General features: G+C 61.2%; 24 protein-coding genes. 20 read left to right on the top strand and 4 right to left on the bottom strand.

Features of this window, described 5'->3' with window-relative positions; genetic code table 11:
• Positions 1 to 3: 3 nt before the first annotated feature.
• The 3 genes from FHW37_RS16560 to FHW37_RS16550 all read right to left on the bottom strand — a co-directional run bounded on the left by FHW37_RS16560 (position 4) and on the right by FHW37_RS16550 (position 4,258).
• On the bottom strand, positions 4 to 1,146 hold the full coding sequence (locus FHW37_RS16560) for an ABC transporter permease (protein WP_145638338.1): 1,143 nt from the start codon (positions 1,144 to 1,146) through the stop codon (positions 4 to 6).
• On the bottom strand, positions 1,146 to 2,228 hold the full coding sequence (locus FHW37_RS16555) for a microcin C ABC transporter permease YejB (protein WP_145638336.1): 1,083 nt from the start codon (positions 2,226 to 2,228) through the stop codon (positions 1,146 to 1,148). The genes FHW37_RS16560 and FHW37_RS16555 overlap by 1 nt, the downstream gene beginning before the upstream one ends.
• Before the next feature lie 167 nt (positions 2,229 to 2,395).
• Positions 2,396 to 4,258, bottom strand: a complete 1,863-nt coding sequence (locus tag FHW37_RS16550; RefSeq protein ID WP_145638335.1) for an extracellular solute-binding protein — start codon at positions 4,256 to 4,258, stop codon at positions 2,396 to 2,398.
• A 188-nt stretch (positions 4,259 to 4,446) separates the two neighbouring features.
• On the opposite strand from FHW37_RS16550, the gene mepA reads away from it, so the two are divergent.
• The 7 genes from mepA (at position 4,447) to FHW37_RS16515 (ending at position 12,563) form a co-directional block, all read left to right on the top strand.
• Complete coding sequence (mepA, locus tag FHW37_RS16545; RefSeq protein WP_145638333.1) at positions 4,447 to 5,499, top strand: penicillin-insensitive murein endopeptidase; 1,053 nt, start codon at positions 4,447 to 4,449, stop codon at positions 5,497 to 5,499.
• A gap of 101 nt (positions 5,500 to 5,600) precedes the next feature.
• On the top strand, positions 5,601 to 5,975 hold the full coding sequence (locus tag FHW37_RS16540) for a methylglyoxal synthase (RefSeq protein WP_145638332.1): 375 nt from the start codon (positions 5,601 to 5,603) through the stop codon (positions 5,973 to 5,975).
• Positions 5,976 to 5,992: 17 nt separating this feature from the next.
• Entirely contained in the window at positions 5,993 to 7,012 is a 1,020-nt protein-coding gene (locus tag FHW37_RS16535; RefSeq protein ID WP_145638330.1) for a glucokinase, read from the top strand.
• A 163-nt stretch (positions 7,013 to 7,175) separates the two neighbouring features.
• Entirely contained in the window at positions 7,176 to 8,960 is a 1,785-nt protein-coding gene (locus FHW37_RS16530; protein ID WP_145638329.1) for an ABC transporter ATP-binding protein, read from the top strand.
• 24 nt (positions 8,961 to 8,984) lie between these two features.
• On the top strand, positions 8,985 to 9,806 hold the full coding sequence (dapB, locus tag FHW37_RS16525) for a 4-hydroxy-tetrahydrodipicolinate reductase (RefSeq protein ID WP_145638327.1): 822 nt from the start codon (positions 8,985 to 8,987) through the stop codon (positions 9,804 to 9,806).
• A 22-nt stretch (positions 9,807 to 9,828) separates the two neighbouring features.
• On the top strand, positions 9,829 to 10,464 hold the full coding sequence (locus FHW37_RS16520) for a 2,3-bisphosphoglycerate-dependent phosphoglycerate mutase (protein ID WP_145638326.1): 636 nt from the start codon (positions 9,829 to 9,831) through the stop codon (positions 10,462 to 10,464).
• A 236-nt stretch (positions 10,465 to 10,700) separates the two neighbouring features.
• Entirely contained in the window at positions 10,701 to 12,563 is a 1,863-nt protein-coding gene (locus FHW37_RS16515) for a methyl-accepting chemotaxis protein (RefSeq protein WP_145638325.1), read from the top strand.
• Between the two features lie 73 nt (positions 12,564 to 12,636).
• Here the strand turns inward: FHW37_RS16515 and phnF are convergent, their stop codons facing one another.
• Entirely contained in the window at positions 12,637 to 13,389 is a 753-nt protein-coding gene (phnF, locus tag FHW37_RS16510; RefSeq protein ID WP_145638323.1) for a phosphonate metabolism transcriptional regulator PhnF, read from the bottom strand.
• 83 nt (positions 13,390 to 13,472) lie between these two features.
• Here phnF and phnG point away from each other — a divergent pair, with 83 nt between their 5' ends.
• The 13 genes from phnG to FHW37_RS16440 all read left to right on the top strand — a co-directional run bounded on the left by phnG (position 13,473) and on the right by FHW37_RS16440 (position 25,458).
• The gene (gene phnG / locus FHW37_RS16505; RefSeq protein WP_145638322.1) at positions 13,473 to 13,943 is read left to right on the top strand and encodes a phosphonate C-P lyase system protein PhnG; all 471 of its coding nucleotides are present in this window, start codon (positions 13,473 to 13,475) and stop codon (positions 13,941 to 13,943) included.
• Positions 13,943 to 14,581, top strand: a complete 639-nt coding sequence (gene phnH / locus FHW37_RS16500; RefSeq protein ID WP_145638320.1) for a phosphonate C-P lyase system protein PhnH — start codon at positions 13,943 to 13,945, stop codon at positions 14,579 to 14,581. Before phnG ends, phnH begins: the two co-directional genes overlap by 1 nt.
• Before the next feature lie 59 nt (positions 14,582 to 14,640).
• Complete coding sequence (locus FHW37_RS16495) at positions 14,641 to 15,750, top strand: carbon-phosphorus lyase complex subunit PhnI (RefSeq protein ID WP_145638318.1); 1,110 nt, start codon at positions 14,641 to 14,643, stop codon at positions 15,748 to 15,750.
• Positions 15,747 to 16,628, top strand: coding sequence for an alpha-D-ribose 1-methylphosphonate 5-phosphate C-P-lyase PhnJ (locus FHW37_RS16490; RefSeq protein ID WP_145638317.1), 882 nt, complete (start codon positions 15,747 to 15,749; stop codon positions 16,626 to 16,628). Before FHW37_RS16495 ends, FHW37_RS16490 begins: the two co-directional genes overlap by 4 nt.
• A gap of 217 nt (positions 16,629 to 16,845) precedes the next feature.
• Positions 16,846 to 17,622, top strand: coding sequence for a phosphonate C-P lyase system protein PhnK (phnK, locus tag FHW37_RS16480; protein WP_145638315.1), 777 nt, complete (start codon positions 16,846 to 16,848; stop codon positions 17,620 to 17,622).
• 10 nt (positions 17,623 to 17,632) lie between these two features.
• The gene (gene phnL, locus FHW37_RS16475) at positions 17,633 to 18,343 is read left to right on the top strand and encodes a phosphonate C-P lyase system protein PhnL (protein WP_145638314.1); all 711 of its coding nucleotides are present in this window, start codon (positions 17,633 to 17,635) and stop codon (positions 18,341 to 18,343) included.
• A complete protein-coding gene (locus FHW37_RS16470; protein WP_145638312.1) occupies positions 18,340 to 18,957 on the top strand; it encodes a DapH/DapD/GlmU-related protein in 618 nt (205 codons plus the stop codon). The genes phnL and FHW37_RS16470 overlap by 4 nt, the downstream gene beginning before the upstream one ends.
• A 113-nt stretch (positions 18,958 to 19,070) precedes the next feature.
• The gene (gene phnC / locus FHW37_RS16465) at positions 19,071 to 19,928 is read left to right on the top strand and encodes a phosphonate ABC transporter ATP-binding protein (RefSeq protein ID WP_145638311.1); all 858 of its coding nucleotides are present in this window, start codon (positions 19,071 to 19,073) and stop codon (positions 19,926 to 19,928) included.
• An 83-nt stretch (positions 19,929 to 20,011) separates the two neighbouring features.
• Positions 20,012 to 20,920 carry a phosphonate ABC transporter substrate-binding protein gene (phnD, locus tag FHW37_RS16460; RefSeq protein WP_145638310.1) on the top strand — a complete coding sequence of 303 codons (909 nt, stop codon included), beginning with the start codon at positions 20,012 to 20,014 and terminating at the stop codon, positions 20,918 to 20,920.
• Positions 20,921 to 21,080: 160 nt separating this feature from the next.
• Positions 21,081 to 22,070 carry a phosphonate ABC transporter, permease protein PhnE gene (gene phnE / locus FHW37_RS16455; protein WP_145638308.1) on the top strand — a complete coding sequence of 330 codons (990 nt, stop codon included), beginning with the start codon at positions 21,081 to 21,083 and terminating at the stop codon, positions 22,068 to 22,070.
• 17 nt (positions 22,071 to 22,087) lie between these two features.
• Entirely contained in the window at positions 22,088 to 23,443 is a 1,356-nt protein-coding gene (phnE, locus tag FHW37_RS16450) for a phosphonate ABC transporter, permease protein PhnE (RefSeq protein WP_145639280.1), read from the top strand.
• Between the two features lie 165 nt (positions 23,444 to 23,608).
• Entirely contained in the window at positions 23,609 to 24,322 is a 714-nt protein-coding gene (locus FHW37_RS16445) for a DUF1045 domain-containing protein (protein ID WP_145638307.1), read from the top strand.
• Positions 24,319 to 25,458, top strand: coding sequence for an alpha-D-ribose 1-methylphosphonate 5-triphosphate diphosphatase (locus FHW37_RS16440; RefSeq protein ID WP_145638306.1), 1,140 nt, complete (start codon positions 24,319 to 24,321; stop codon positions 25,456 to 25,458). Before FHW37_RS16445 ends, FHW37_RS16440 begins: the two co-directional genes overlap by 4 nt.

The raw sequence follows: 25,458 nt of genomic DNA, 5'->3' as shown, positions 1-25,458 counted from the left end.
ACATCACCGGAACGTCTTGCGCGGATCGAAGGCATCGCGCACGGCCTCGCCGACAAAGATCAGCAGCGACAACATCAGCGACATGGTGAGAAAGGCTGTGAGGCCGAGCCAGGGCGCCTGCAGGTTGTTCTTGCCCTGGGCGATCATCTCGCCCAGCGACGGCGAACCGGGAGGCATGCCGAAGCCGAGGAAATCGAGCGAGGTGAGCGTTGCGATCGAGCCCGACAGGATGAAGGGCAGGAAGGTGAGCGTCGCCACCATGGCATTCGGCAGAAGGTGGCGGAACATGATCGTCCAGTTGCCGACACCGAGGGCACGGGCAGCGCGGACATATTCGAAATTTCGGGCACGCAGGAATTCGGCGCGCACGACGCCGACGAAGCTGACCCATGAGAAGAGCAGCATGATGCCGAGAAGCACGAAGAAGCCGGGCGGCAGGATGGCTGCGATGATCAGCAGGATGTAGAGGACCGGCATGGAGGACCAGATCTCGATCAGCCGCTGCATGATCAGATCCGTCCAGCCGCCGAAATACCCCTGAACCGCACCGGCGAGAACGCCGATCACCGCCGAGCAGATGGTCAGCGCCAGACCGAACAGGACCGAGATCCGGAAACCGTAGATCATCCGCGCCGTGACATCGCGCGCCTGATCGTCGGTGCCGAGCCAGTTGAGGTTACCGATGATGCAGTTCGGATCCTTGTCACCCGCGGCATAACCCTTGCAGCGATCTTCCTTCGACATCAGCCAGAAGGGTTGCGTCGGAGCAGAATGGGGAATGTTGGAATTGACCGTCTGGTAGGAATAGCGGATCGGCGGCCAGATCATCCAGCCATTGGCATCGATCTCCTGGGTGATGAAGTCGGACCGGTAATCCGTCGTCGCCAGGAAGCCGCCGAATTTTTCCTCCGGATAATCGATCATCACGGGAAACAGGATCTCGCCCTTGTAGGAGGCGATGATCGGCCGGTCGTTGGCGATGAATTCTGCCAGCAAGCTCAGGATGAACAGCAGCATGAAGATCCAGAAGGACCAGAAGCCACGCTTGTTGGCACGGAAATTCGAAAGCCGGCGGCGATTGGCGGGCGAAATCCAGGGGCGTTTCGGCGCTGCTGCGGCAGGGGCGGTCACGGTGGATGCTTCCATCACACGTCCCTCCGCTCGAAATCGATACGCGGGTCGATCCAGGTGTAGATCAGATCGGAGATGAGGCTGACGACAAGGCCCATGAGCGAGAAGATGTAGAGCGTGCCGAATACGATCGGATAATCGCGGTTGACGATCGCGAGATAACCCAGCCGGCCGAGGCCATCGAGCGAAAAAATGTTCTCGATCAGCAGCGAGCCGGTGAAAAAGGCGGAGATGAAGGCGCCCGGAAAACCGGCGATGACGATCAGCATGGCGTTGCGGAAGACATGACCATACAGCAGCCGGCGCTCGGTCAGGCCCTTTGCACGAGCGGTCGTGACATATTGCTTCTTGATCTCGTCGATGAAGGAATTCTTGGTGAGTAGCGTCGTCGTCGCGAAGGCCGAGAGAGACAGCGCGATCAGCGGCAGCGTCAGGTGCCAGAAATAGTCGACGATCTTCTGCCACCAGGAGAGATCGGCGAAATTATCGGAGACAAGGCCGCGCAGCGGGAACCAGTCGAAGAACGAACCACCGGCGAACATCACGATCAGCAGGATGCCGAACAGAAAACTCGGCACGGCGTAACCGACGACGACGATCGCAGACGTCCAGACGTCGAAGGTCGAGCCGTCACTCACCGCCTTGCGGATGCCGAGCGGGATGGAGATGACGTAGGAAACGATCAGGATCCAGAAGCCGAGCGACATGGAGACGGGCAGCTTGTCGAGGATCAGATCAATAACCGATGTGTTGCGGAAGAAACTCTCGCCGAAATCGAAACGAATGTAATTCCACATCATGTCGAGAAAGCGGGTCAGCGGCGGCTTGTCGAAACCGAACTGCTGTTCGAGCTTCTTGATGAATTCCGGATCGAGGCCCTGGGCGCCGCGATAGCGAGACTCGTCACCACCACCCTGGCTCATGACATCGCTGCTGCCGCCGGAAAGACGGTCACCGCTGTCCTGCCCCTGGATCTGGGCAATTACCTGCTCGACCGGGCCGCCGGGGGCGAACTGCACGACGAGAAAGGAAATCGCCATGATGCCGACGATGGTCGGGATCATCAGAAGAATGCGACGGAGAATATAGGCGCCCATCAGAGCGCCCCGCCTGCGGACGGTCGCCCGACCTGTCGCATAGTCTCACCGCGTCTCGGTGCCAGGATCAAAGGCTTTCCCTTGTTTTGAAGCGAATCATTCGGTGCATTTGGACCAGTTGCCGCCGCGGGGCGCAAGTCTCGCACTTGCGCCCTTGGCTGCACAGACTACTTGGCGGCGTCCTTCGACCACCAGATTTCCGGGAAGCTTATTCCGTATTCCGGCAGGGTGGCCGGATGAGCCAGCCGGTTCCAATAGGCAATTCTCGTTTCGCCGGAATAGAACATGGGTACCACGAAGTGATTGGCGAGCAGGACGCGATCCAGCGCGTGAACGACGGCGATCTGGTCTTCACGGGTCGGTGCGGTGATGATCTTCTTGATCAACGCATCGACGGCCGGATCCGCGATACCGGCGTAGTTGCGCGAGCCCTGGCGATCGACCGAAGCCGAGCCCCAATATTCCGTCTGCTCATTGCCCGGATTCATCGTCTGCGCCCAGACGCCATATATCATGTCGTAGTCGAAGCTGCGCACACGATTGACGTATTGCGAGGAATCGACTGATCGCATACGCGCATCGATCCCGATCTTTTTCAGGCTGGCGACAAAGGGCGCCACGGTACGCTCCTGCGACTGGCTCGACAGCAGGATTTCGAAGCTCATCGGCTTGCCGGTCTTGGTATTGACCATCTGGTTGCCCTTCAGCTCCCAGCCGGCCTGCTTGAAGAGGCCGATTGCGGTGCGAAGGTGGTCGCGTACCTTTTCCGGATCGCCGTTGACCGGATTGGTATAAGGCTCGGTAAATACCCGGGCCGGAACCTTGTCCTTGAGTTCGTTCAGGATTTCGAGTTCCTTGCCCTGCGGCAGGCCGGATGACGCAAGTTCGGTACCCCAGAAGAAACTGTCGACCCGCTTCAGGCCGCCAAAGGCGAGAGTCTTGTTCAGGTCCTCGAAGTCGTAGACATAATTCAAAGCCTCACGGACACGTGCATCCTTGAAAACGTCGCGACGCATGTTCGGAACGAAGGCCTGCATGACGCCGGTCGCCTTGAAGGGGTTGGTCAGGGCCTCGCGGGTGATCTTGCCATCCTTGACTGCTGCGAAGTCGTAACGTGTCGCCCAGCGGCTGGAACTGTTTTCCGAACGATAGTCGATCGTACCGGCCCGGAAGGCCTCGAACTCGACATCCGCATCGGCAAAATAGGTGTAGCTGATATTGCGGAAATTATACTGGCCGAGATTGATCGGCAGAGCCTTGCCCCAATAATCGTCACGCAATTCGTAACGGATACCGGAGCCCGGCTGGATCGAAGCGATCTTGTACGGTCCCGATCCGATCGGCGCTTCCAGCGTCGTCTTGGAAATGTCTCGCTGCTTGCCGCTTGCGTCCTTCCCCTCCCACCAATGCTTCGGCAGGATCGGAAAGTCACCGACGATCGACGGCAATTCCTTGTTGTTCTTTTCGTCGAAACGGAAGGTGACTTCCCGCTCGCCGGTCTTTTCGACCGTCGTTACATGGCGATAGTAGCCGGAATAGAAGGCGCTGTATTCCTTGAAGCTCTGCATGCTGAAGATGACGTCTTCCGGCGTCACGGGCTCACCATCCGCCCATTTCGCCTCGGCTCTCAGCCTGAAGGTCACCGACGACATGTCGTCGGGGTAGGAGACGGCTTCGGCAAGCAATCCGTAGGTGCCGAACACCTCGTCTTCCGAACGTTTCATCAGCGTATCGAAGAGTGTACCCGTGCCGGCACCAAGCGCGCCGCGATCGATGACGGGATTGAGATTGTCGAACGTGCCCTCGTCTGCCAGCCGAAGCTCGCCCGTCTTTGGCGCGTCGGGATTGACATAAGGGAGCTGCTTGAAGTCCTGCGGCAGCTTCAGATCACCGATGACGGCCATGCCGTAACGCCATTGCGGCTCACCCGTCTGGGTCTTGGCCGCGTCCTGCGCAGACACCTGCCCGGCGGCCAAAACCGCCGCTGCGACGAGAGTTACGAAACCGGTTTTCCATTGGCCAAAAGCCATTCGCCATCCCTTTTATAGATCGAGTCTTGTTGCGGGACAGCATAGGGCAAAACAAAGCAAAAGACAGGCAGGCCCGGTCACAAGCATTTTATTCCGGGCATGATCTTGCCGGTTCGGGGCGGTTGTCCATTTCACCAAATTGCCTTTTCCCGTTACAGTTCAGGCAAAGTGATTTGCGGCAGATGTTCATGAGATCGATTTCGAAGGCAATTCCAGCACTGGTGTCCGCGGCAATGTTCTGCAGCGGCCTGATCGATCCGGCGGTGGCCGAAGAACCGAAAACGGCCAAGCAGCTTTTCGGCAGCGTCAAACTGCCAAGCAAGGCCGAAGCGGATCCGCTCGGCTTCTATGCCAAGGGCTGCATGTCGGGCGCGGTGGCACTTCCGACCGACGGGCCGACCTGGCAGGCGATGCGGCTTTCGCGCAACCGCCGCTGGGGTAATCCGGCGATGATTTCCTTCCTCGAACAGTTTTCGCAGGATGCGGCCCGGCTCGGCTGGGGATCGGGCATTCTGGTCGGCGATATTTCGCAGCCGCGCGGCGGGCCGATGATCACGGGCCATGCCTCCCATCAGGTCGGGCTGGACGCCGATATCTGGTTCACGCCGAAACCGGCGCAGCCGCTTTCGGTGCAGCAGCGCGAGGACATGCCGTTCACCTCCATGCTCGACAAGAGCAAGTTTTTGACGGTCGATTCGAACCGCTGGACCAGCACGCATGCACGGCTAGTCATGCAGGCTGCGAGCTATCCGCAAGTGCAGCGCGTCTTCGTCAACCCTGCGATCAAGAAAAAACTCTGCCAGACCTGGACCGGCGATCGCGACCTGCTGGGCAAGGTGCGGCCGATCTACGGCCATGACGAGCATTTTCACGTGCGCCTTTCCTGCCCGCCGGGTGCAACCTCCTGCCAGAAACAGGCGGCCGTACCGAAGGGCGACGATTGCGACAGCAAGGGTCTTGCCTGGTGGTTCACCAAGGAGCCCTGGGCGCCGCCGCCAAAACCCGATCCGAACAAGAAGCCGGTCAAGCCGCGCCAGGTGATGTTGTCAGATCTGCCAAAGGCCTGCGCCGCCGTGCTTGCCGCTCCGGCGCGCTCGGAGGCGGACGCGACCTTCGGTGGAAGCGTCATTTCCTATTCTCCGCAAACTGCCCTGCCGACTAGCACAACAGAAGCCGAGCCCGCCGAGGATGCGACCTCGCAAGAGCAGGTGCCGCTTCCAACGCCAAGGCCCAGCCGGTAGATGCCACAAGCTCCGGCTGTTTTTCCGCGACACCTTTCCATCCTCGCTTTGGCAGGCTAGAAGGCCTACACAAATCGATTGAAGACCTGGTTGAGGAACCCATGTCGCCCCTTCCCTGCATAGCGCTGATCGCCCACGACCTGAAAAAGGACGAGATGGCGGATTTTGCGCGCCAACATCAGGTTGCCCTTGGCCGTTACCGGATCGTCGCGACGGGCACGACCGGCGGCCGCGTTCTGGATGCCTGCCCCGGGCTCGATGTGACCCGGCTGAAAAGCGGCCCGCTTGGCGGCGACCAGCAGATCGGCGCAATGATCGCCACCGGCGAGGTCGGCATGCTGATCTTCTTCATCGATCCCTTGAGCGCGCTTCCGCACGATGTCGACGTGAAGGCGCTGACCCGGCTTGCGACGGTCTACGACATTCCGATGGCGCTGAACCGCGCCACCGCTGAAAAATTCATCGATTTCCAATAGGACGAGACAGGCTGCACATGTCCGACGCTCAATCCGACAAACTCGCATTCCCGATCCTGATCGGTGATATCGGCGGCACCAATGCCCGCTTTTCCGTGCTGATCGATGCCGAGAGCGAGCCGGAGAATTTTCCGACCGTCCAGACGGCGGATTTTGCAACGATCGACGAAGCGATCGAAGCCGTGGTGCTGAAGGCCGTGTCGAAAAAGCCGAAATCGGCCATTCTCGCCATTGCCGGGCCGATCGATGGTGACGAAATCGATCTGACGAATTGCGACTGGGTTGTCCGCCCGAAAAAGATGATCAGCGAACTCGGTTTCGACGAGGTCGCCGTGCTCAACGATTTCGAGGCGCAGGCACTTGCCGTCGCCTCGCTGACCCATGAAGACCGTGAACCGATCGGCACGCTGACAGAAGCAACGGATGCTTCGCGTGTCGTGCTCGGACCCGGCACCGGGCTCGGTGTCGCCGGCCTCGTACATGCCCGCAACACCTGGTTCCCCGTTCCCGGCGAAGGCGGGCACGTGGATATCGGGCCGCGTTCGGAACGCGATCTGCAGGTGTTTCCGCATCTGCGCACGATCGAAGGCCGTGTCTCGGCCGAGGAGATCATCTCCGGTCGCGGGCTGGTCAACATCTATCAGGCCGTCTGCAAGGCCGATGGGCTGGAGCCGATCCTCAAGACGCCGCCGGAGGTCACTGAACAGGGCCTTTCCGGCGAGAACAGCCAAGCTGCCGAAACGATCGACCTGTTTGTCGGCTATCTGGGCCGGCTTGCCGGCGATCTCGCTCTGATCTTCATGGCGCGCGGCGGTATTTTCCTCGGTGGCGGCATTTCGCCAAAAATCATCGACGCGCTGCGCAAGCCGCGTTTCCGCGCCGAGTTCGAGGACAAAGCGCCGCACACGGAACTGATGAAGACGATCCCGACCTTCGTCGTAACCCACCCGCAGGCGGCCCTTGCCGGGCTGTCGAGTTTCGCGCGAACCCCCCAGTCCTACGGCATTTCGCTCGATGGTCGCCACTGGCAGCGCTGAGGCGCATGCCGGTCTCTGACAGGCGGCGACCGGGCCTTCCGGTTTGCCCGAATGCAACAGCAATCGCGAATCCCGCCGCCTTGGCTGGCAAAAGCGACGTCAAGCGGTTAATAGGCGCCATCGAAAATATGCTGCGGCATGATGCCGAAACGGGAAAGCCTTATTGAAAGTCGCCCAGGACAAGAAACGCCACGTGGATTCCGGCACCGTCGTCCGCGTGCTGAAACGGATCATTGCCGAGAACGGCCGTGACCATATCCGCGGCTATGCGTTCGCGATCTTCTGTCTCGTGGTCGTCGCATTGTCGACGGCCTTTACCGCATGGATCATGGAATCCGTCGTCAACGAGGCTTTCGCCAATCGGCGCGCCGATATGGTGCTAGTGATCTGCGGTGCGATCCTTGCTGCCTTCGTGTTGCGCGGCTTTGCGACCTACGGGCAGGCCGTGACGCTGTCGAAGATCGGCAACAATATCGTCGCTCGTTACCAGCGCCGTCTTTACAAGCATCTGATGACGCTGTCTGTCGGTTATTTCGCCGAAGCCCGCTCGGCCCATCTTGCCGCCCAGATCAGCCAGAACGTCAACGGTATCCGCGACGTCCTCAACCTGACGGTCACCTCCACCGCGCGCGACCTGCTGACGCTGGTCTCGCTGATCGGCGTGATGGTTTCAAAGGATTGGGTGCTATCGCTGATCGTCTTTGCCGTGGCGCCGCCGCTTCTTTATGCGCTGCGCTATGTGTCGAAGCGGTTGCGTTCCGCAACCCGCGAGGCGATCGAGACGAACAGCCGCGTTCTCGGCGCCATGCAGGAAACCGTGCAGGGCATTGCCGTGGTGAAGGCCTTCACCATGGAGACCGAGCTCGACAACAAGGTCAGCAAGATCATCGACACGGCCGAGCGCCGCGCCAACCGCATCGCCCGGCTTTCCGAGCGCACCTCGCCACTCACCGAAACCTTTGCCGGTTTTGCGATCTCGAGCGTGCTTGCCTATGCGGCCTTCCGCTCGATCTATGACAATGTGCCGCCAGGTGCCTTCTTCTCCTTCGTCACCGCACTGCTGATGGCCTATGACCCGGCCCGGCGTCTGGCCAAGTTGCAGGTGCAGATCGACCGTGCCGTCGTCAACGCGCAGATGATTTATGCGCTGCTCGACATGCAGCCGGCGCAGCGGGAAAAGCCGAATGCCAGGGATCTTGTCGTCGGCCCGGCGCGGGTCGAATTCAAGAATGTCGTCTTCTCCTATGCGGGTGGCGGGCCGATCCTCAAGGGTGTCGACCTCATGGCCGAAGGTGGCCAGACGACCGCGCTGGTCGGCCAGTCCGGCGCCGGCAAGTCGACGATCATCAATCTCATTCCGCGTTTCTACGATCCGGCCGAAGGTCAGATCCTGATCGACGGACAGGATATCGCCGACGTCACCAAGTCTTCGCTGAGACGGCAGCTCGCCTATGTCTCGCAGCAGCCCTACATGTTCGAAGGCACGATCCGCGACAATATCCGCTACGGACGCCCGGATGCGACCGATACCGAGATCGAGGAAGCCGCGAAGCTTGCCTATGCCCACGATTTTATCGTGGCGCAGCCGGAAGGTTACGATACGCCCGTCGGCGAAAACGGCATGACGCTTTCCGGCGGTCAGCGGCAGCGGCTGTCGATTGCCCGCGCCCTCGTGCGCAACGCGCCGATCCTGCTGCTCGATGAAGCGACATCGGCCCTCGACAACGAGTCGGAAGCAGCCGTGCAGAAGGCGCTGGAAACGGCGATGCATGGGCGTACCGTGATCGTCATCGCCCACCGCCTTTCGACCGTCGTGAAGGCCGACAAGATCGTCGTCATGCATGAAGGTCTCGTGGTCGAACAAGGCACGCATGAGGAGCTTGCGCAGCGCAAGGACGGGCTTTACGCTCGCCTCAACAATCTGCAATCGCCCGACCGGGCCATATAGAATCTGAAGTAGGCAGGACTGCGCATGACCACGAATGACATGAAGCTGGTAGTGGTCGGCGCGGCAGGCCGGATGGGTCAGACGCTGATCCGTATCATCCATGAAACGCCGGGTGTGACGCTGCATGCCGCTATCGGTCGCGAAGGGTCAGCCTTCATCGGCAAGGATGCGGGCGAACTTGCCGGTGTCGGCCAGCTCGGCGTCCCGGTGACCAGCGATCCGCTGAAGGCGTTTCTCGATGCGGAAGGCGTCATCGATTTCACGACGCCGAGCACAAGCGTGGCATATTCCGTTCTCGCTGCCCAGGCACGCATCGTCCATGTGATCGGCACCACCGGCTGCTCGGTCGAGGACGAGGAAAAGTTCAAGGCCGCCTCCCGCCATGCCCGCGTCGTCAAGTCCGGCAATATGAGCCTCGGCGTCAATCTTCTGGGCGTGCTCACCCAGCAGGCGGCAAAGGCGCTGCCGGCGGCGGGCTGGGATATCGAGATCGTCGAAATGCACCACAAGCATAAGGTCGATGCGCCGTCCGGCACAGCACTGCTGCTCGGTGAGGCGGCGGCGCGTGGGCGCGGCATCGATCTCGCCAGCCAGTCGGTGCGGGTGCGCGATGGCCATACCGGGCCGCGTCCGGGCGGCACGATCGGCTTTGCGACACTGCGCGGCGGTTCCGTCGTCGGCGATCATTCGGTTCTGCTTGCCGGTGAAGGCGAAATCGTCACCCTGTCCCACAGCGCCCGTGATAGATCCATATTCGCCCGTGGCGCGGTCGCGGCAGCGCTCTGGGCGCGCGGCGAAAAACCCGGCTTCTATTCCATGCTCGACGTACTCGGGCTTTCCAACTGACATATCTCGGAGGGATTATTCAATGAGCGGCACTCTCGTCCTCGTTCGGCACGGCCAGAGCGACTGGAATCTCAAAAACCTGTTTACCGGCTGGAAGGATCCTGACCTCACCCCACTCGGCATCCAGGAAGCTGAAACCGGCGGTCAGGCGCTGGCTGATACCGGCATCAAGTTCGACATCGCCTTCACGTCCGACCTGAAGCGCGCCCAGAACACGCTGAAGATCGTGCTCGGCAAGCTCGGCCAGGAAGGTCTCGAAACGATCCGCGACCAGGCTCTCAACGAACGCGATTACGGCGACCTTTCCGGCCTCAACAAGGACGATGCCCGCGCCAAGTGGGGCGAGGAGCAGGTTCATATCTGGCGCCGTTCCTACGACATCCCACCGCCGGGTGGCGAAAGCCTGCGTGATACCGGCGCCCGCGTCTGGCCCTATTACCTGACGGAAATCCTGCCCCGCGTTCTGCGCGGCGAAAAGGTTCTGGTTGCCGCACACGGCAACTCGCTGCGCTCGCTGGTCATGGTTCTCGATCGCCTGACCAAGGAAGAGATCCTGCAGCTCAATCTCGCGACCGGCGTGCCGATGGTCTACACGCTGAACGCCGATTCGACTGTCGCCACCAAGACTGTTCTTGGCGATATGTCCGGCGCACACTAAGTATTTCGGCGTAAAATAACCATGTGTCACATTATATAAATTGTGACACATGGTCTAAATATTCGATTTTTACCGAGTGACTATCGTAATTCCTGCAAATTACTTGCCGGATGACGAAAATGCCTGCGACAAATTGACATTCGTCAGGCCTATTAACCAATAATATCAGACATATTGACTAGCTAGCTGCATCGGGGGAGGCCGAGACCTTTTCATATCCAATCGATGGGCCAGCTATGAAGAATATTAAAATCAAAGTGTTGATCCCCGCGCTTTTCGCGGGCCTCGTCACCCTCGGCATTATTCAAGGGGGATTTGCGCTTCATTCGCTGTCAGGCATGGAGACGCAGTCGAAAGAACTCGGCCGCCACATTATCGGCAATGCCAATATCGCCGCACTTGATGGCGCCTTCAGCATGGAGCGCCGCGCCGCCTTGACGATGCTGTCGGCTGTCGACAATGCCGAGATCGATGCGCTGCAGAAGCAGGTCGAGCAGGGCAAGGTAGCGCGCGACGCCGCCCTCAAGGCATTCTCCGAACGCATCACCCTTCCCGAAACCCGCGCCAAATATCAGACGCTCGTCAACGATTTCGGCCGTTACGACAAGTTCGCGGCGGAGGTTTATACCCGTGCGCAGGCCGGTGAACGTGCCAGCCTCAAGAGCTTCGTCGTTGAACAGATGGAGCCGATCGGCATCGAGGCGATCCTGATCATCAAGGATATCTCGGCCAACAATCTCAAGCTGGCGGAAGCCTCGATCGACCATGCCGGCTCTGTCGCCTCCAGCGCGCAGCTCGTGACGATCATTTCCATCATCCTGTCGGCGCTCGTCGCAGCCGGCGCCGCCGTCCTGTCCTATATGCGCGTGGCACGGCCGATCGGTGCGATCACCGCTTCGATGAACATGCTTGCGGCCGGCGATACGCGCTCTGCAATTCCTTACGCCGAGCGCACCGATGAGGTCGGTGAGATGGCCGCCGCCGTCGGCGTGTTCCGCGAAAACGCGCTGGAGCGCGAACGTCTGGAGCGCGAGACCGAAGCCAACCGCTCGATGAGCGAACAGGAACGCCTTGCCCGCGAGGAACAGAAGGCCCGCGAAGCGGCCGATGTTGCCGAAGCAGTCGATGGTCTCGCCCTTGGCCTGAAGAACCTCTCCGATGGCGACATGACCTTCCGTCTGGACAAACCCTTCGTCAGCCAGCTGGATCAGCTGCGCCTCAACTTCAACGACTCTGTGGCCAAGCTGCAGTCGGTTCTGCGCTCGGTCGGTGAAAATGCCCGCGCCATCGATTCCGGCGCCAACGAGATCCGCTCGGCCGCCGACGATCTTGCCAAGCGCACCGAGCAGCAGGCTGCCTCCGTCGAGGAAACTGCAGCCGCACTGGAACAGGTGACGACGGCGGTCAAGGATTCGGCCGTGCGCGCCGGTGAAGCCGGAAAGCTGGTCGACCATACCCGCCTCGGCGCCGAAAAATCCGGTGACGTCGTGCGCCGGGCGATCGATGCCATGCAGCAGATCGAAGCCTCTTCCAGCGAGATCGGCAACATTATCGGCGTGATCGACGATATCGCCTTCCAGACCAACCTCCTGGCCCTCAATGCCGGCGTGGAAGCGGCGCGTGCCGGTGAAGCCGGCAAGGGTTTTGCCGTCGTCGCACAGGAAGTGCGCGAGCTCGCCCAGCGTTCGGCAAAGGCGGCCAAGGAGATCAAGGATCTGATCAACGCTTCCAGCGCCAAGGTCGAAGACGGGGTCAGCCTCGTCGGCGAGACCGGCAGGGCACTGGAGACGATCGTTGCCGACGTTCAGCGTATCAACACCAATGTCGCGTCGATCGTCGTCTCGACCCGCGAACAGTCGACCGGCCTGAACGAGATCAATGTCTCGGTCAACCAGATGGACCAGGGCACGCAACAGAACGCCGCCATGGTCGAACAGACCAATGCGGCCAGCCACAGCCTCGCCGCCCAGGCGGCCGCTCTGAACGAGCTGTTGTCGCAGTTCAGGCTTGAGGATGGCCGTGGAGCAGCGCAGGCGACCTCCCGCAACGCGCATCCAGTCTCGTCGGCGTTCCGCGCCGTCAGGGCCGCATTCGGCTAAAACTTTCCCGAAAGGGATTGATCAGAAGCAGGCCGCGCATTCCGCGGCCTGCTTTTTTGTTTTGCGGTTGCCGTCAGGTCTCGATCGTCAGCTGGACGATATCGGCCGGGAAGCGCGTGATCGAGAACTGAACCGGCACGCCATCCATATCGGTGTTGAGAGCACGGGCAACGAGCACGATCGCGCCGGGGGACAGCGCCAGATCGGCAAGATCGGCGTTTTCGGCATGGACGGCGGTAACCTCTGTCGTCTCGCGGATATAATCGGTCAGGCCCTGTTCCCGATAGGCGGCCGTGATCGATCCGGTCTTCTCGTAGGCTTCGGCAATGCCGCCAAAACGATCCGCCGGGAACCAGGATGTCGCGCGGGAAACCGGCCGTTTGTCGGCCTTGCCGAGCGTTTCCATACGGACCACCTGTGATCCGACGGCGATCTTCAGCCGTGCCGCCACTTCTGTCGAAGCCTCCTCGACAGCCGAGCGCAAAAGCACGCTCTGCTTTTCCCGCGCCTGATCCCCCACACCCTGGCTGAAGCGGGTGCGCTTCGAAATCGGAAAGTTGATGCGCTCCTTGCGCATGATCAGCGTGCCGCGCCCCTGAACCGAGCGGACGATACCTTCCTGCGCCAGCGCCTGAAGCGCGCTTCTGACCGTATGCCGGTTGACCCCGAACTGCGCGGCCAGCACGAACTCCGCCGGCACTTTTCCGGCCTCGTCATATTCCCCATTCGCAATCGATGTACGGATGCGGTCGGCGATCTGGCGCCAGAGGGCGACGCCATTCTGCCTCTGAACCGTCAGCTGATCCCTGTCGTCACCAATATCCATGTCACACGCTTGTTATGTCGCCACGCTAAATGTAACCTACATTGTATGGTTGTCTATATCAATAGACATTTCGGAGTTAAACGATGAACCAGGCAGAAAACACCCTGGCCGCAGATGCGATGGAACGGCGCCGCGCCGTCGGCCTGCTTGCGCGCGCGCTCGGTGACGAACTTGACGCGGCATGGCAGGGACTTGAGAACAAGCCGGACGCAAAGCCCGTGCGCGGGCCGGAAACCGGACTTGTCATGGTGCGCGGCCGGATCGGCGGCGATGGCGCTCCCTTCAATCTCGGCGAAGCGACCGTGACACGGGCAACCGTGCTTCTGGCCTCCGGCACGGCCGGCCATGGACAGGCGTTGGGCACGAACAAGAAGGCCGTACAGCTGGCCGCGATCTTCGATGCCCTCTGGCAGGAAGCCGGCACCCGCGATTACGTCGAAAAGGTGCTGCTTGGCCCGATCGAAACGCGCATCGCCCTTGAAGACGAAAAGAAGGCTGAAGAGACGGCTGCGACACGTGTCGACTTCTTCACCATGGTCAGGGGAGAAGACTGATGACCAGCAAATCCCAGATCTTTGCCGGCGGTTTTTCCGAACCGGTTTTTGAGAGCCAGAGCGTCTTTCGGATGCTGATGGACGGCATGGCCCGCCCCGGAACGATCCGCACGGTCACGACCGATGTCGGCCAGCCGGAACCGCTTGGCCCGGCCGCCGGCGCCATCGCGCTCACCCTTTGCGATCACGAGACGCCGGTCTGGCTGAGCGCCGGGCTTGCCAAATCTGCCGTTGCCGAATGGATCGGTTTCCATACCGGTGCGCCGATGACCCGCGAAAAGGCGGAATCGCGCTTCGCCTTCATCGAGCCCGGCATGTCGCCCTCTTCCTTCGGCCTTTTTGCGGCAGGAACGCAGGAATATCCGGATCGTTCGACGACGCTGGTAATTGAAGTTGCCGCGCTTGGTGACACCGGGGGCGAAGGCCAGGATCTGACGCTGACCGGTCCCGGCATTCCGCATGCAACCACGGTCAAGGTCAGCGGCCTGCCGGAGGTCTTTGCCCGGCTATGGTCCGATAACCGGGTGCTGTTTCCGCGCGGCGTCGATGTCGTGCTGACGGCCGGCCAGCAGATCCTCTGCCTGCCGCGCACCACGAAGATCGCAATGCAGAAATCGGATTTTTCCTCGGCGAAATGACGCGGATCCCGGCGGCATCCTCAAAACGGGTGCCGGAGCCGAGGACAGGAGACTGAAACATGTATGTAGCCGTCAAGGGTGGCGAAGCCGCCATCAACAATGCCCACCGCCTGTTGGCGGACCGGCGCCGGGGCGATCGCTCGCTGCCCGCGCTGACGATCGAGCAGATCATCGAACAGCTCGGCCTTGCCGTCGATCGCGTCATGGCCGAAGCCTCGCTTTACGACCGGTCGCTGGCGGCCTTGGCAGTGCGCCAGGCCCGCGGCGACATGATCGAGGCAATCTTCCTGCTGCGCGCCTATCGCACCACCCTGCCGCGCTTCGGTTCGTCCGTGCCGGTCGATACCGCGCAGATGAAGATCGAGCGGCGCATCTCCGCCACCTACAAGGATCTGCCGGGCGGCCAGCTGCTCGGCCCGACCTTCGACTATACGCATCGCCTGCTCGACCCCTCCCTGCTTGAGGACAATCCGGTCGAGGAACCGCAACGCCGCGATGCGCCGGATGAGGAGATCATGCGCGTCTCCGATATTCTCGCCCATGAAGGCCTGATCGAGAACGCCGGCGAGTTCGGCGAGGATCACGAGGCGGGCGACCTGACCCGCGAGCCGATGGAATTCCCGATGAGTCGGGATCTGCGCCTGCAGGCGCTGGCCCGCGGCGATGAAGGGTTTCTTCTGGCGCTCGGTTATTCGACCCAGCGCGGTTACGGTCGCAACCATCCCTTTGTCGGCGAAGTGCGGATCGGCGAAGTCGAGATCGAACTCGATATTGCCGAACTCGGCTTCTCCGTCTCGCTCGGCCGCATCCGCGTCACCGAATGCCAGATGATCAACCAGTTCAAGGGTTCCTCCAAGGCACCGCCGCAGTTCACCCGCGGTTACGGCCTGGTTTTCGGCCAGAGCGAACGCAAGGCGATGTCCATGTCGCTCGTCGACCGGGCCCTGCGCGCCGACGAACTCGGCGAGGACCGGACGGCACCGGCGCAGGACGAGGAATTCGTCATTTCCCATGCCGACAACGTTCAGGCGACCGGCTTCGTCGAGCATCTGAAACTGCCGCATTACGTCGACTTCCAGGCGGAACTCGCGCTGGTGCGCCGGATGCGCTCCGATATCGAAAAATCCCGTAGCAGCAGTGACAATCTCAATCAGGAGGCTGCCGAGTGACCGACCTCGCGACATATAATTTCGGCTATCTCGACGAACAGACGAAGCGGATGATCCGCCGGGCGATCCTGAAGGCGATCGCCATTCCCGGTTATCAGGTTCCTTTTGCCTCCCGCGAAATGCCGATGCCTTACGGCTGGGGCACCGGCGGCGTGCAGGTGACCGCCGCGATCATCGGCCCGCAAGACGTGCTGAAGGTGATCGACCAGGGTGCCGACGACACGACCAACGCCGTCTCCATCCGCGCCTTCTTCCAGAAGGTCGCCAATGTCGCCGTCACCACCCGTACCCAGGATGCGACGATCATCCAGACGCGCCACCGCATTCCCGAGCAGAAGCTCGGCGAAGGCCAGGTTCTCGTCTATCAGGTGCCGATCCCCGAGCCCCTGCGCTTTCTCGAGCCGCGCGAGACCGAAACGCGCAAGATGCACGCGCTCGAGGAATACGGCCTCATGCATGTGAAGCTGTATGAAGATATCGCCCATAACGGCCGCATTTCCAAGACCTATGCCTATCCGGTCAAGGTTGCCGGCCGCTACGTGATGGATCCGTCGCCGACGCCGAAATTCGACAATCCGAAAATGCACATGTCCGACGCGCTGCAGCTGTTCGGCGCCGGCCGCGAAAAGCGCATCTACGCCGTGCCGCCCTATACCGAAGTCGTCAGCCTGGATTTCGAGGATCATCCTTTCGAGATCCAGAAGTTCGACAAGCCCTGCGCGCTCTGCGGCGCCGAGAACGTCTATCTCGACGAGGTGGTTCTCGATGACAAGGGCGGTCGCATGTATGTCTGCTCCGATACCGACCATTGCGAGGACCGCCGCGAACACGGCCACCATGGCGCGATGCTGGCAACGACAAAAGAGGCTGCGGAATGAGTTACCCCCCTCTGTCCTGCCGGACATCTCCCCCACAAGGGGGGAGATCAGCTAGACGCACTCACGCCGCACTTCTCAGCATCACCGCCCACCGCACGCTCGGCTTTTATAGAGGATCGAGGCTTTGCCACCTGCCGATCTCCCTCCTTGTGGGGGAGATGGCCGGCAGGCCAGAGGGGGGTGAGCGCCGCGCACCGACACGCAAGGATCAAGCCCAATGACCGATACTCCCCTTCTCAAAGTCAGCGGCGTCTCGAAATTCTATGGCAGCCGGATCGGCTGCAAGGATGTCAATTTCGAACTGTGGCCGGGCGAGGTTCTCGCTATTGTCGGTGAATCCGGCTCGGGCAAGACGACGCTGCTCAACTGCCTTTCGACCCGGCTTCTGCCGACCACCGGCAGCGTCGAATACCGGATGCGCGACGGCAATTTCCGCGATCTCTACCATATGAGCGAGGCCGAGCGCCGTTTCCTGATGCGCACCGACTGGGGTTTCGTCCACCAGAACCCGGCAGACGGGTTGCGCATGACGGTGTCTGCCGGCGCCAATGTCGGCGAACGGCTGATGGCCGTCGGGGACCGGCATTATGGAAAGATCCGCGAGACGGCGACCGACTGGCTCGGCCGCGTCGAAATCTCCGCTGACCGGATCGACGACCAGCCGCGCGCCTTTTCCGGCGGCATGCGCCAGCGCCTGCAGATCGCCCGCAACCTCGTCACCGGCCCGCGCCTCGTCTTCATGGACGAGCCGACCGGCGGTCTAGACGTTTCGGTTCAGGCGCGCCTGCTCGATCTGGTCCGCGGTCTCGTCAACGATCTCGGCCTTGCGGCGATCGTCGTCACCCACGATCTCGCCGTCGCCCGCCTTTTGTCGCACCGGATGATGGTGATGAAGGATGGTCATGTCATCGAACACGGCCTGACCGACCGGGTGCTCGACGATCCGCGCGAGCCCTATACCCAGCTTCTCGTCTCTTCCATTCTCCAGGTGTGAGGTAAAAATCATGGCCACTCCCCTCGTCGTCTCGGAAGTCTTCAAGAGCTTCACCATGCATCTGCGCGACGGCATCAAGCTGCCCGTCGTCAACGACGTGAACTTTTCCGTCGCGTCTGGCGAATGTGTCGTGCTCGGCGGCCCGTCGGGCATCGGCAAGAGCTCGATCCTGAAAATGCTCTACGGCAATTACGCCGTTGATGCCGGCCAGATCCTCGTCGATCACGGCGGCCGTATCGTCGATATCGCCAGCGCCGATCCGCGCACGGTGCTCGACGTGCGCCGTCACACGATGGGTTATGTCAGCCAGTTTTTGCGCACCGTGCCGCGCGTTTCCGCGCTTGATGTCGTGGCCGAACCGCTTGTGGCCCGCGGCATCAATGCTGCCGAAGCCCGCGAAACGGCAGGCGACCTGCTGGCAAAGCTCAACCTGCCGCGCGAACTCTGGTCGCTGCCGCCCGCCACCTTTTCCGGCGGCGAACAGCAGCGCGTCAACATTGCCCGCGGCTTCATCACCAGCCACCGTATCCTGCTGCTCGACGAGCCGACTGCTTCTCTCGACGCCACCAATCGCCGGGTCGTGGTCGATATGATCGCCAAAAAGAAGGCCGAGGGTGTTGCCATGCTCGGCATCTTCCATGACGAGGAAGTGCGCGAGGCGGTTGCCGACCGCATTCTCGACGTCTCGAAATTCTCGCCACGCAAGGCGATTGCCGCATGAGCAGGATGCTGTCCGAAAAGCCGTATATCCATGAAACGGCAAAGGTCGAGGCAACGGTGCTCGGACGCTATACGGAAGTGGCGGAATTCTGCCGCATCCGCGAATGCGAGATCGGCGACTATTCCTACGTGATGGAACATGGCCATCTGTGGAACGCAAAGATCGGCAAGTTTTCCAACATTGCCGCCTTCGTGCGCCTCAATGCCACCAATCATCCGGTCGAGCGCGCGACGCTGCACCACTTCACCTACCGGGCCGGCGACTACTGGCCGGGCGAGGCGGAACATGAGGAAAACTTCTTCGCCGCCCGCCGCTCGAAACCGGTAACGATCGGCAACGATACCTGGATCGGCCATGGCGTCACCATCCTTCCGGGAGTGACGGTCGGCAATGGTGCGGTGGTCGGAACGGGTGCTGTCGTGTCGAAGGATGTCGCGCCTTACACCATCGTCGGCGGTGTTCCCGCCAAGCTTATCCGCGAGCGTTTTTCAGCCAAAACGGGCGAGGCGATGGATCGTCTCGCGTGGTGGGACTGGGAACATGCCAAGCTGCGCACGGCGCTTGATGACTTCCGCGCCCTCTCGGCTGACGAATTTCTGTCACGTTACGCCTGAAGACCCGGAAATCCGGGCTTTTCAATTGTTACCGAACCTATACACAAACGACATCTCAGCTTCATATCGCCGCGCTATTCGATCGTTGATGAACGCTTAACGAGCGAGAGAATATGAAGTTCGAACTCAAAAACCTCACCCGCCGGTTTGGCGACCGTATCGCGGTCAATTCCGTGAATGTCGAAATCCCGCAGGGTCAGATGGTTGGCGTGATCGGCCGCTCCGGCGCCGGCAAGTCGACGCTGCTGCGGATGATCAATCGCCTGCAGGAGCCGAGCTCGGGCTCGATCCATTTCGGTGACCAGGAAGTGTCTGCCCTGCGGGGCGCTGCACTGCGCCACTGGCAGCGCGACTGTGCGATGATCTTTCAGCAGTTCAACCTCGTCCCGCGTCTCGACGTGATGACGAATGTTCTGCTCGGCCGCCTCAATCATCGTTCGACCACGATGAGCATGCTCAATATCTTCACCCGTGAAGAACGCATCATGGCGATTGCGGCGCTTGAGCGTCTCGGCATCGAGCAGACGGCGCTGCAGCCGGCCGGTACGCTTTCGGGCGGCCAGCAGCAGCGCGTGGCGATTGCCCGCGCCCTGATGCAAACGCCGAAAATGCTGCTTGCCGACGAGCCGATTGCCTCGCTCGATCCGCTCAACGCCAAGATCGTCATGGATGCGCTGCGCGACATCAACGAGCGTGAAGGCATTACCGTCATCACCAACCTTCACACGCTCGACACGGCCCGCAACTATTGTGAGCGGATCATCGGCATGGCCGGCGGCAAGGTCGTTTTCGACGGCCCGCCAAGCGCGCTGACGGCATCGGCCGTGCAGGAAATCTATGGTTCCGACAGGGACGGCGCCGGTATCGACGAAACGATGACGTCGACCGCCATCAACATTCCCGCCGCAGCTATCAGCTCCGGCGCTTCTCAATCTGTCGGCATCGAACACCTGGCCGGCGCCAGGGCTTAGATCGCCGCTGAAAGATCGTAAGCCCGCGTAAAGGGCGCATATCTTCCAAACCAAAGATCCCGGGGACGGGTCAGGAGAGAACTATGCTGAAGAAAATGCTTTTGGCTGCGGTTGCGCTTGCCGCACTCGCTGGTAACGCTGCCCAGGCAGCAGACCTCAAGGAACTGCGCATCGGCATCCTCGGCGGCGAAAACGAAGCCGACCGCCTGCGCAACTACGCCTGCCTCGCTGAAGGCCTGAAAAAGGAATTCAAGCTGGACAAGGTTTCGCTTTTCCCGGCTGCCGACTATGACGGCGTTATCCAGGGCCTGCTCGGCGGCACGCTGGACGTTGCCGGCCTCGGCGCTTCCGGCTACGCAGCCGTTTACCTCAAGGACCCGAAGGCTGTTACGCCGGTTCTGGTTCCGCAGCAGAAGGACGGCTCGACCGGTTACTACTCGATCGGTCTCGCTCTGAAGTCCTCCGGCATCAAGACGATCGCTGACGCCAAGGGCAAGAAGCTCGGCTACGCCGATCCGGATTCGACCTCGGGCTACCTCGTTCCGCTGACGCAGATCCCGAAGACCACCGGCGTTCCGAACGACAAGTTCTTCGCTTCGACCCAGTTCAACGGCGGCCACGAGAACAACCTTCTCGCTGCTTACGACGGCAAGGTTGACGTTGCTGTCGACGACTCGTCCGGTATCGGCGATTTCAAGGACGGCTTCACCTCGGGTACCTTCCACAAGGTCGTTGCCAAGGGTTCGGTCGACCCGAACAAGCTGGTTGAAGTCTGGCGCTCGCCGCTGATCCCGAACGGCCCGCTCGTCGTTCGTAACGGTCTCGGCCAGGAATGGATGAAGAAGATCACCGACTTCTACATGGCTCTGCCGAAGAAGGACGAGAAGTGCTTCAACGCCATCGAAGGCGGCGATTTCAGCGCATACGTACCGGTCAACCACGACTTCTACATCCCGGTCGTCGACGTACGTAAGGCTGCCATCGGCGGCTGATCCTTTCAGCACAGCATTCGGGCGGCCGGCGACGGCCGCCCTTTCTTTAGCAACTGCCTGCAGCTGGGGGAGCACGCGGCGGATGCTTGAAGCAGTTTTTACGCTCGCATCGGCGGTCGCTTTTCGCCCGGCCTGAATGCGATGGATTGACGGGGCCTCCATGACCTATGCCGACACGCAACAGACCGTGCCAAGCGCCCAGCCGAAACCGGCTGTCGGAGCAAACGCCCACAGCATCCGTGCCGACTGGGAAAAGATGGTCGCCCGCCGGCGGATCTACACGCTGCTCGGTCTCGGCATCCTGTTTGCCGCATTCATGGCATCGGTTCGCTTTGCCGACGAGAGCAATGCCGGCCATTTCTTCGAACGCCTGCCGCACCTCTTCGACTTCCTAAGCTGGCTGATCCCCAAGGACTGGAGCGACGTCTGGCGCGCGCTGTTCGATATTGCCAGCCCGAACGACAAGGGCGGCGAGGAATTCAACTTCGCCAAGGGCCGTGTCTACGTCTGGGGTAGCTTCTATATCCCCGAATATTTCGAGCTGATGATCACCACGATCAATATCGCGATCATGTCGACGATCATCGGTTTTGTTTTTGCCGTGCCGCTGAGCTTTCTCGCCGCCCGCAATTTCAGCCCGTCCTGGCCGCTTAGGATCGTTGCCAAGCGCGTCATGGAATTCCTGCGTGCCTTCCCGGAAATCGTCATTGCCGGCCTGTTTGCCGCCGTGCTTTCGATCGGTCCGGTCTCGGCCATCATCGCGGTCAGCCTGCACACGATCGGCGCACTCGGAAAGCTCTTCTACGAAGTGGTCGAGAATGCCGACATGAAATCCGACGAGGGCATGCGCGCCGTCGGTGGCAACTGGTTCGAGCGGGTGCGTTTCGCCGCCATTCCGCAGGTCATGCCGAATTTTGCCTCCTACGCGCTGCTGCGCCTCGAAATCAACGTACGCGCCTCGACGATCATCGGCGCGGTCGGCGGCGGCGGTATCGGTGAAGAACTGAAACTGTCGATTTCGCGTGGTTTCGGCGCAAAAACCGTCGCGCTCGTGCTTCTTCTGTTCATTACCATCGTTGCGGTCGACCAGTTCTCCGCATGGCTGCGCCGCAAGCTCGTCGGCGAACACGCCTTCCTTCTCCAGCATTAAGGGCCGCCGCCATGACGATGACCATGATCCACGAAAGCCGGCGCCACGAGATCGAAGAGCGCTATCCGGAATATTTCAAGCGCTCCTTCAAGCAGCGCTTCGGTTTCCTGATGATCTCCGTCGGCACATTGCTCTATATGCTCTATGCCGTATGGTTCTTCGACCTGCCGAAGCTGGTGGCGGAAGCCCAGTGGCAGCGCGTCGGCATCTATCTCAGCCAGTGGATCAGCTATGACGTGCAGCCGGAACTGCGTGTCAATGACGATGGCACGATCCAGGTCCGTTATCCGCGTTTCTCGGTGCTTGGCGACAATCCGCATCCGGACTGGATCGTCAACAATCCGGGCGGCGGCATCACGGTCGAAGTAAGCGGCACGAGCCGCAGCGTTACCGTCGACCACAAACAGGCGATCGTAACCGCGCATGGCCAGAGCGTCACAGTCGATCTCAGCGGTGAAAACCCGAAAGTGATCGGCCAGGCGCCGTCGTGGATGACGGTCTATGACGACAACGTGCTCGCCAATCTCGGTTTTGCCGGCGATGCCAGCATTTCCTCGGACCGTGTGCGTGTGCGCAAGCGCTTCCTCGGCTGGGCCAATTTCGTGTTCGACACGCATTCGCCCTTCTTCGACAAGCCGGCCGGCGAAGTGATCAGCCTGATCGTCTCCGGTCCACGCATCGATCCGGACCAGTCGAACCTGTCGCTCGCCTTCGACAATATCTGGTACAACAATGCCTGGCAGCATGGCGACGTCTGGACCAAACTGTTCCAGACGATCGTCATGGCCTTCCTTGGCACGTTGCTCGGTGCGGTCGCAGCCTTCCCGCTTGCCTTCCTTGCGGCCCGCAACATCACGCCGAACCGTTTCCTCAATTTTACCCTGAAGCGTTTCTTCGACTTCCTGCGTTCGGTCGACATGCTGATCTGGGCGCTGTTCCTGACGCGCGCCTTCGGCCCCGGACCGCTTGCCGGCTCCGGCGCGATCTTCCTCACCGAGACCGGCACGCTCGGAAAGCTCTATTCCGAAGGCCTGGAAAATATCGACGACAAGCCGCGCGAGGGCATCAAGTCGACCGGTGCGGCAACGACGCTGGTGCATCGTTACGGCGTCATGCCACAGATCGTGCCGGTCATGATCAGCCAGACGCTTTACCAGTGGGAATCCAACGTGCGTGGTGCAACGATCATTGGTGCCGTCGGCGCCGGCGGTATCGGCCTCAAGCTTTGGGAATCGATGCGCACCAATTCCAACTGGGCCAATGTCGGCTACATGGTCATCCTGATCCTGATCGTCGTCTTCCTGTTCGACGCCGCCTCGAATGCACTGCGCCACCGTCTGATGGGCACCGACAAGGCATCGATGCGGCATTAGGCTGCCCCATCACCTCGACTGCCATTTCGGCCTGTTTTCGTGCTCCGCCATCATCATTCTGTCACGGAAATCTTTTAGCCGAAGTCCTGTTTCCGGGTGCTGTCGTCAGCTAGGTTGACGCCACCCGGTTTCCTGATTCCCCCCGTGCCCGTCTTGGTGTCCGTTTTGCGCTATGCCCTTTATTTCGCCCCGTCCGAAAACCACCCGCTGAGCAAGGCGGCGTCCGCCTGGCTCGGTCGCGATGCCTTCGGCAACAGCACCTCGGCAACGCCGGCCGTGGCCGGTATCAGCGAAGACGACGTGCATGCGCTTACCGCCGATCCGCGCCGTTACGGTTTTCACGCGACGCTGAAGGCGCCTTTTGCGCTCGCAGACAGCAAGAGCGAAGCCGAACTTCTGGCCGCCATCGAGGCTTTTGCCGCCGAGACGACCGTTTTCGATATCCCTCGCCTCGTGCTTGGCCAGCTCGGCCGCTTCTTCGCGCTGGTTCCGGCCACCGTCTATCCCGAGCTGCAGCAGTTCGCGGGATCCGTGGTCGAGACCTTCGAGCCGTTCCGCGCTCCCCTGTCGGAAGCCGATATCGCCCGCCGCAAGCCGGACAGCCTCGACGAGGCGCATCGCGACAATCTTCTGCGCTGGGGCTATCCTTACGTGTTCGATCAGTTCCGTTTCCACATGACGCTGACGGCCCAGGTGCCGCCGGAACAATCGCCCGCGATGAAGGCCGAGCTCGAAAACCGCTTGGCCGCCTTTACCGACCGCCCGCTGACGATCGACGCGCTTGCGCTCTTTGTCGAGCCCGAGCGCGGCGCAGACTTCACCGTATATCGCCGGTTTGCCCTGCAGCCGGCATCCGACCAGAGAAAGACCGCCCCATGACCGCCGAAACCGTCTTCACAAATGCCCGCATCGTTCTGGAAGACAGTATCGTTTCCGGTTCCATCCAGATCATCGATGGCAAGATCGCCGATATTTCCGCAGGCAATGTCCATACCGGCGAAAATTTCGAAGGCGATTACCTGATCCCGGGTCTCGTCGAACTGCATACCGACCATCTGGAGCAGCATTATTCGCCCCGCCCCGGTGTCCGCTGGAATGCCACGGCTGCGATCCAGGCCCATGATGCACAGGTCGCATCCTCCGGCATCACCACCGTTTTCGATTGCCTGCGCATGGGCGCGGACGAGGATGGCGGCTTCGAGCATGGCGAAATGCGCGCCATGGCCGATGCGATCGCTGCCGCCGGCGCCGAAGGCCGCCTGCGCTCGGAACACCTGCTTCACCTGCGCTGCGAAGTTTCGGCCGACAATGTCATGCAGCATTTCGCCGATTTCGAAAACGACCCGCATGTCCGGCTCGTTTCGCTGATGGACCATGCACCGGGCCAGCGGCAGTTCCAGACGATGGAACAGTACACGCTCTATTACCAGAAGAAGCGCGGCCTGAGCGACGAGGCGTTTGCCCGCTTCTGCGCCAAGCGTCAGGAAGAATCGGCCCGCAACTCGACGCCGCACCGGCTTGCCATCTCCAAGGTCTGCTCCGAGCGCGGCATCACCATTGCCAGCCATGACGATGCTACGCTCGACCATGTCGGCGAGGCGATCGAGAACGGCGTACGTCTCGCCGAATTTCCGACCAGTTTCGATGCCGCCAAGGCCTCGCACGAAGCCGGCATGAGCGTGCTGATGGGTGCGCCGAACGTGGTGCGCGGCAAATCGCATTCCGGCAATATCGCCGCGCGCGATCTGGCAGAACGCGGCGTGCTCGATGTTCTCTCTTCCGACTATGTGCCGCTTAGCCTGCTTTACGCGCCCTTCGTGCTGGCCGATGAGGTCGAGGGCATCACGCTGCCGACCGCACTTGCCATGGTCACCTCGACGCCGGCAAAAAGCGTCAGCCTGAACGACCGCGGCCGGATCGCAACCGGCCTGCGTGCCGACCTCGTGCGTGTTCACCGCGAACAGGGTGTGCCGGTTGTCCGCGCCGTCTGGCGCGAAGGCCGGCGGGTGGCCTGA

Source organism: Neorhizobium alkalisoli (genome assembly GCF_007829835.1).
Lineage (GTDB): Bacteria > Pseudomonadota > Alphaproteobacteria > Rhizobiales > Rhizobiaceae > Neorhizobium.
The sequence above is the reverse complement of the archived record's forward strand: the minus strand, read 5'-3'. Positions and strand labels throughout refer to the sequence as shown.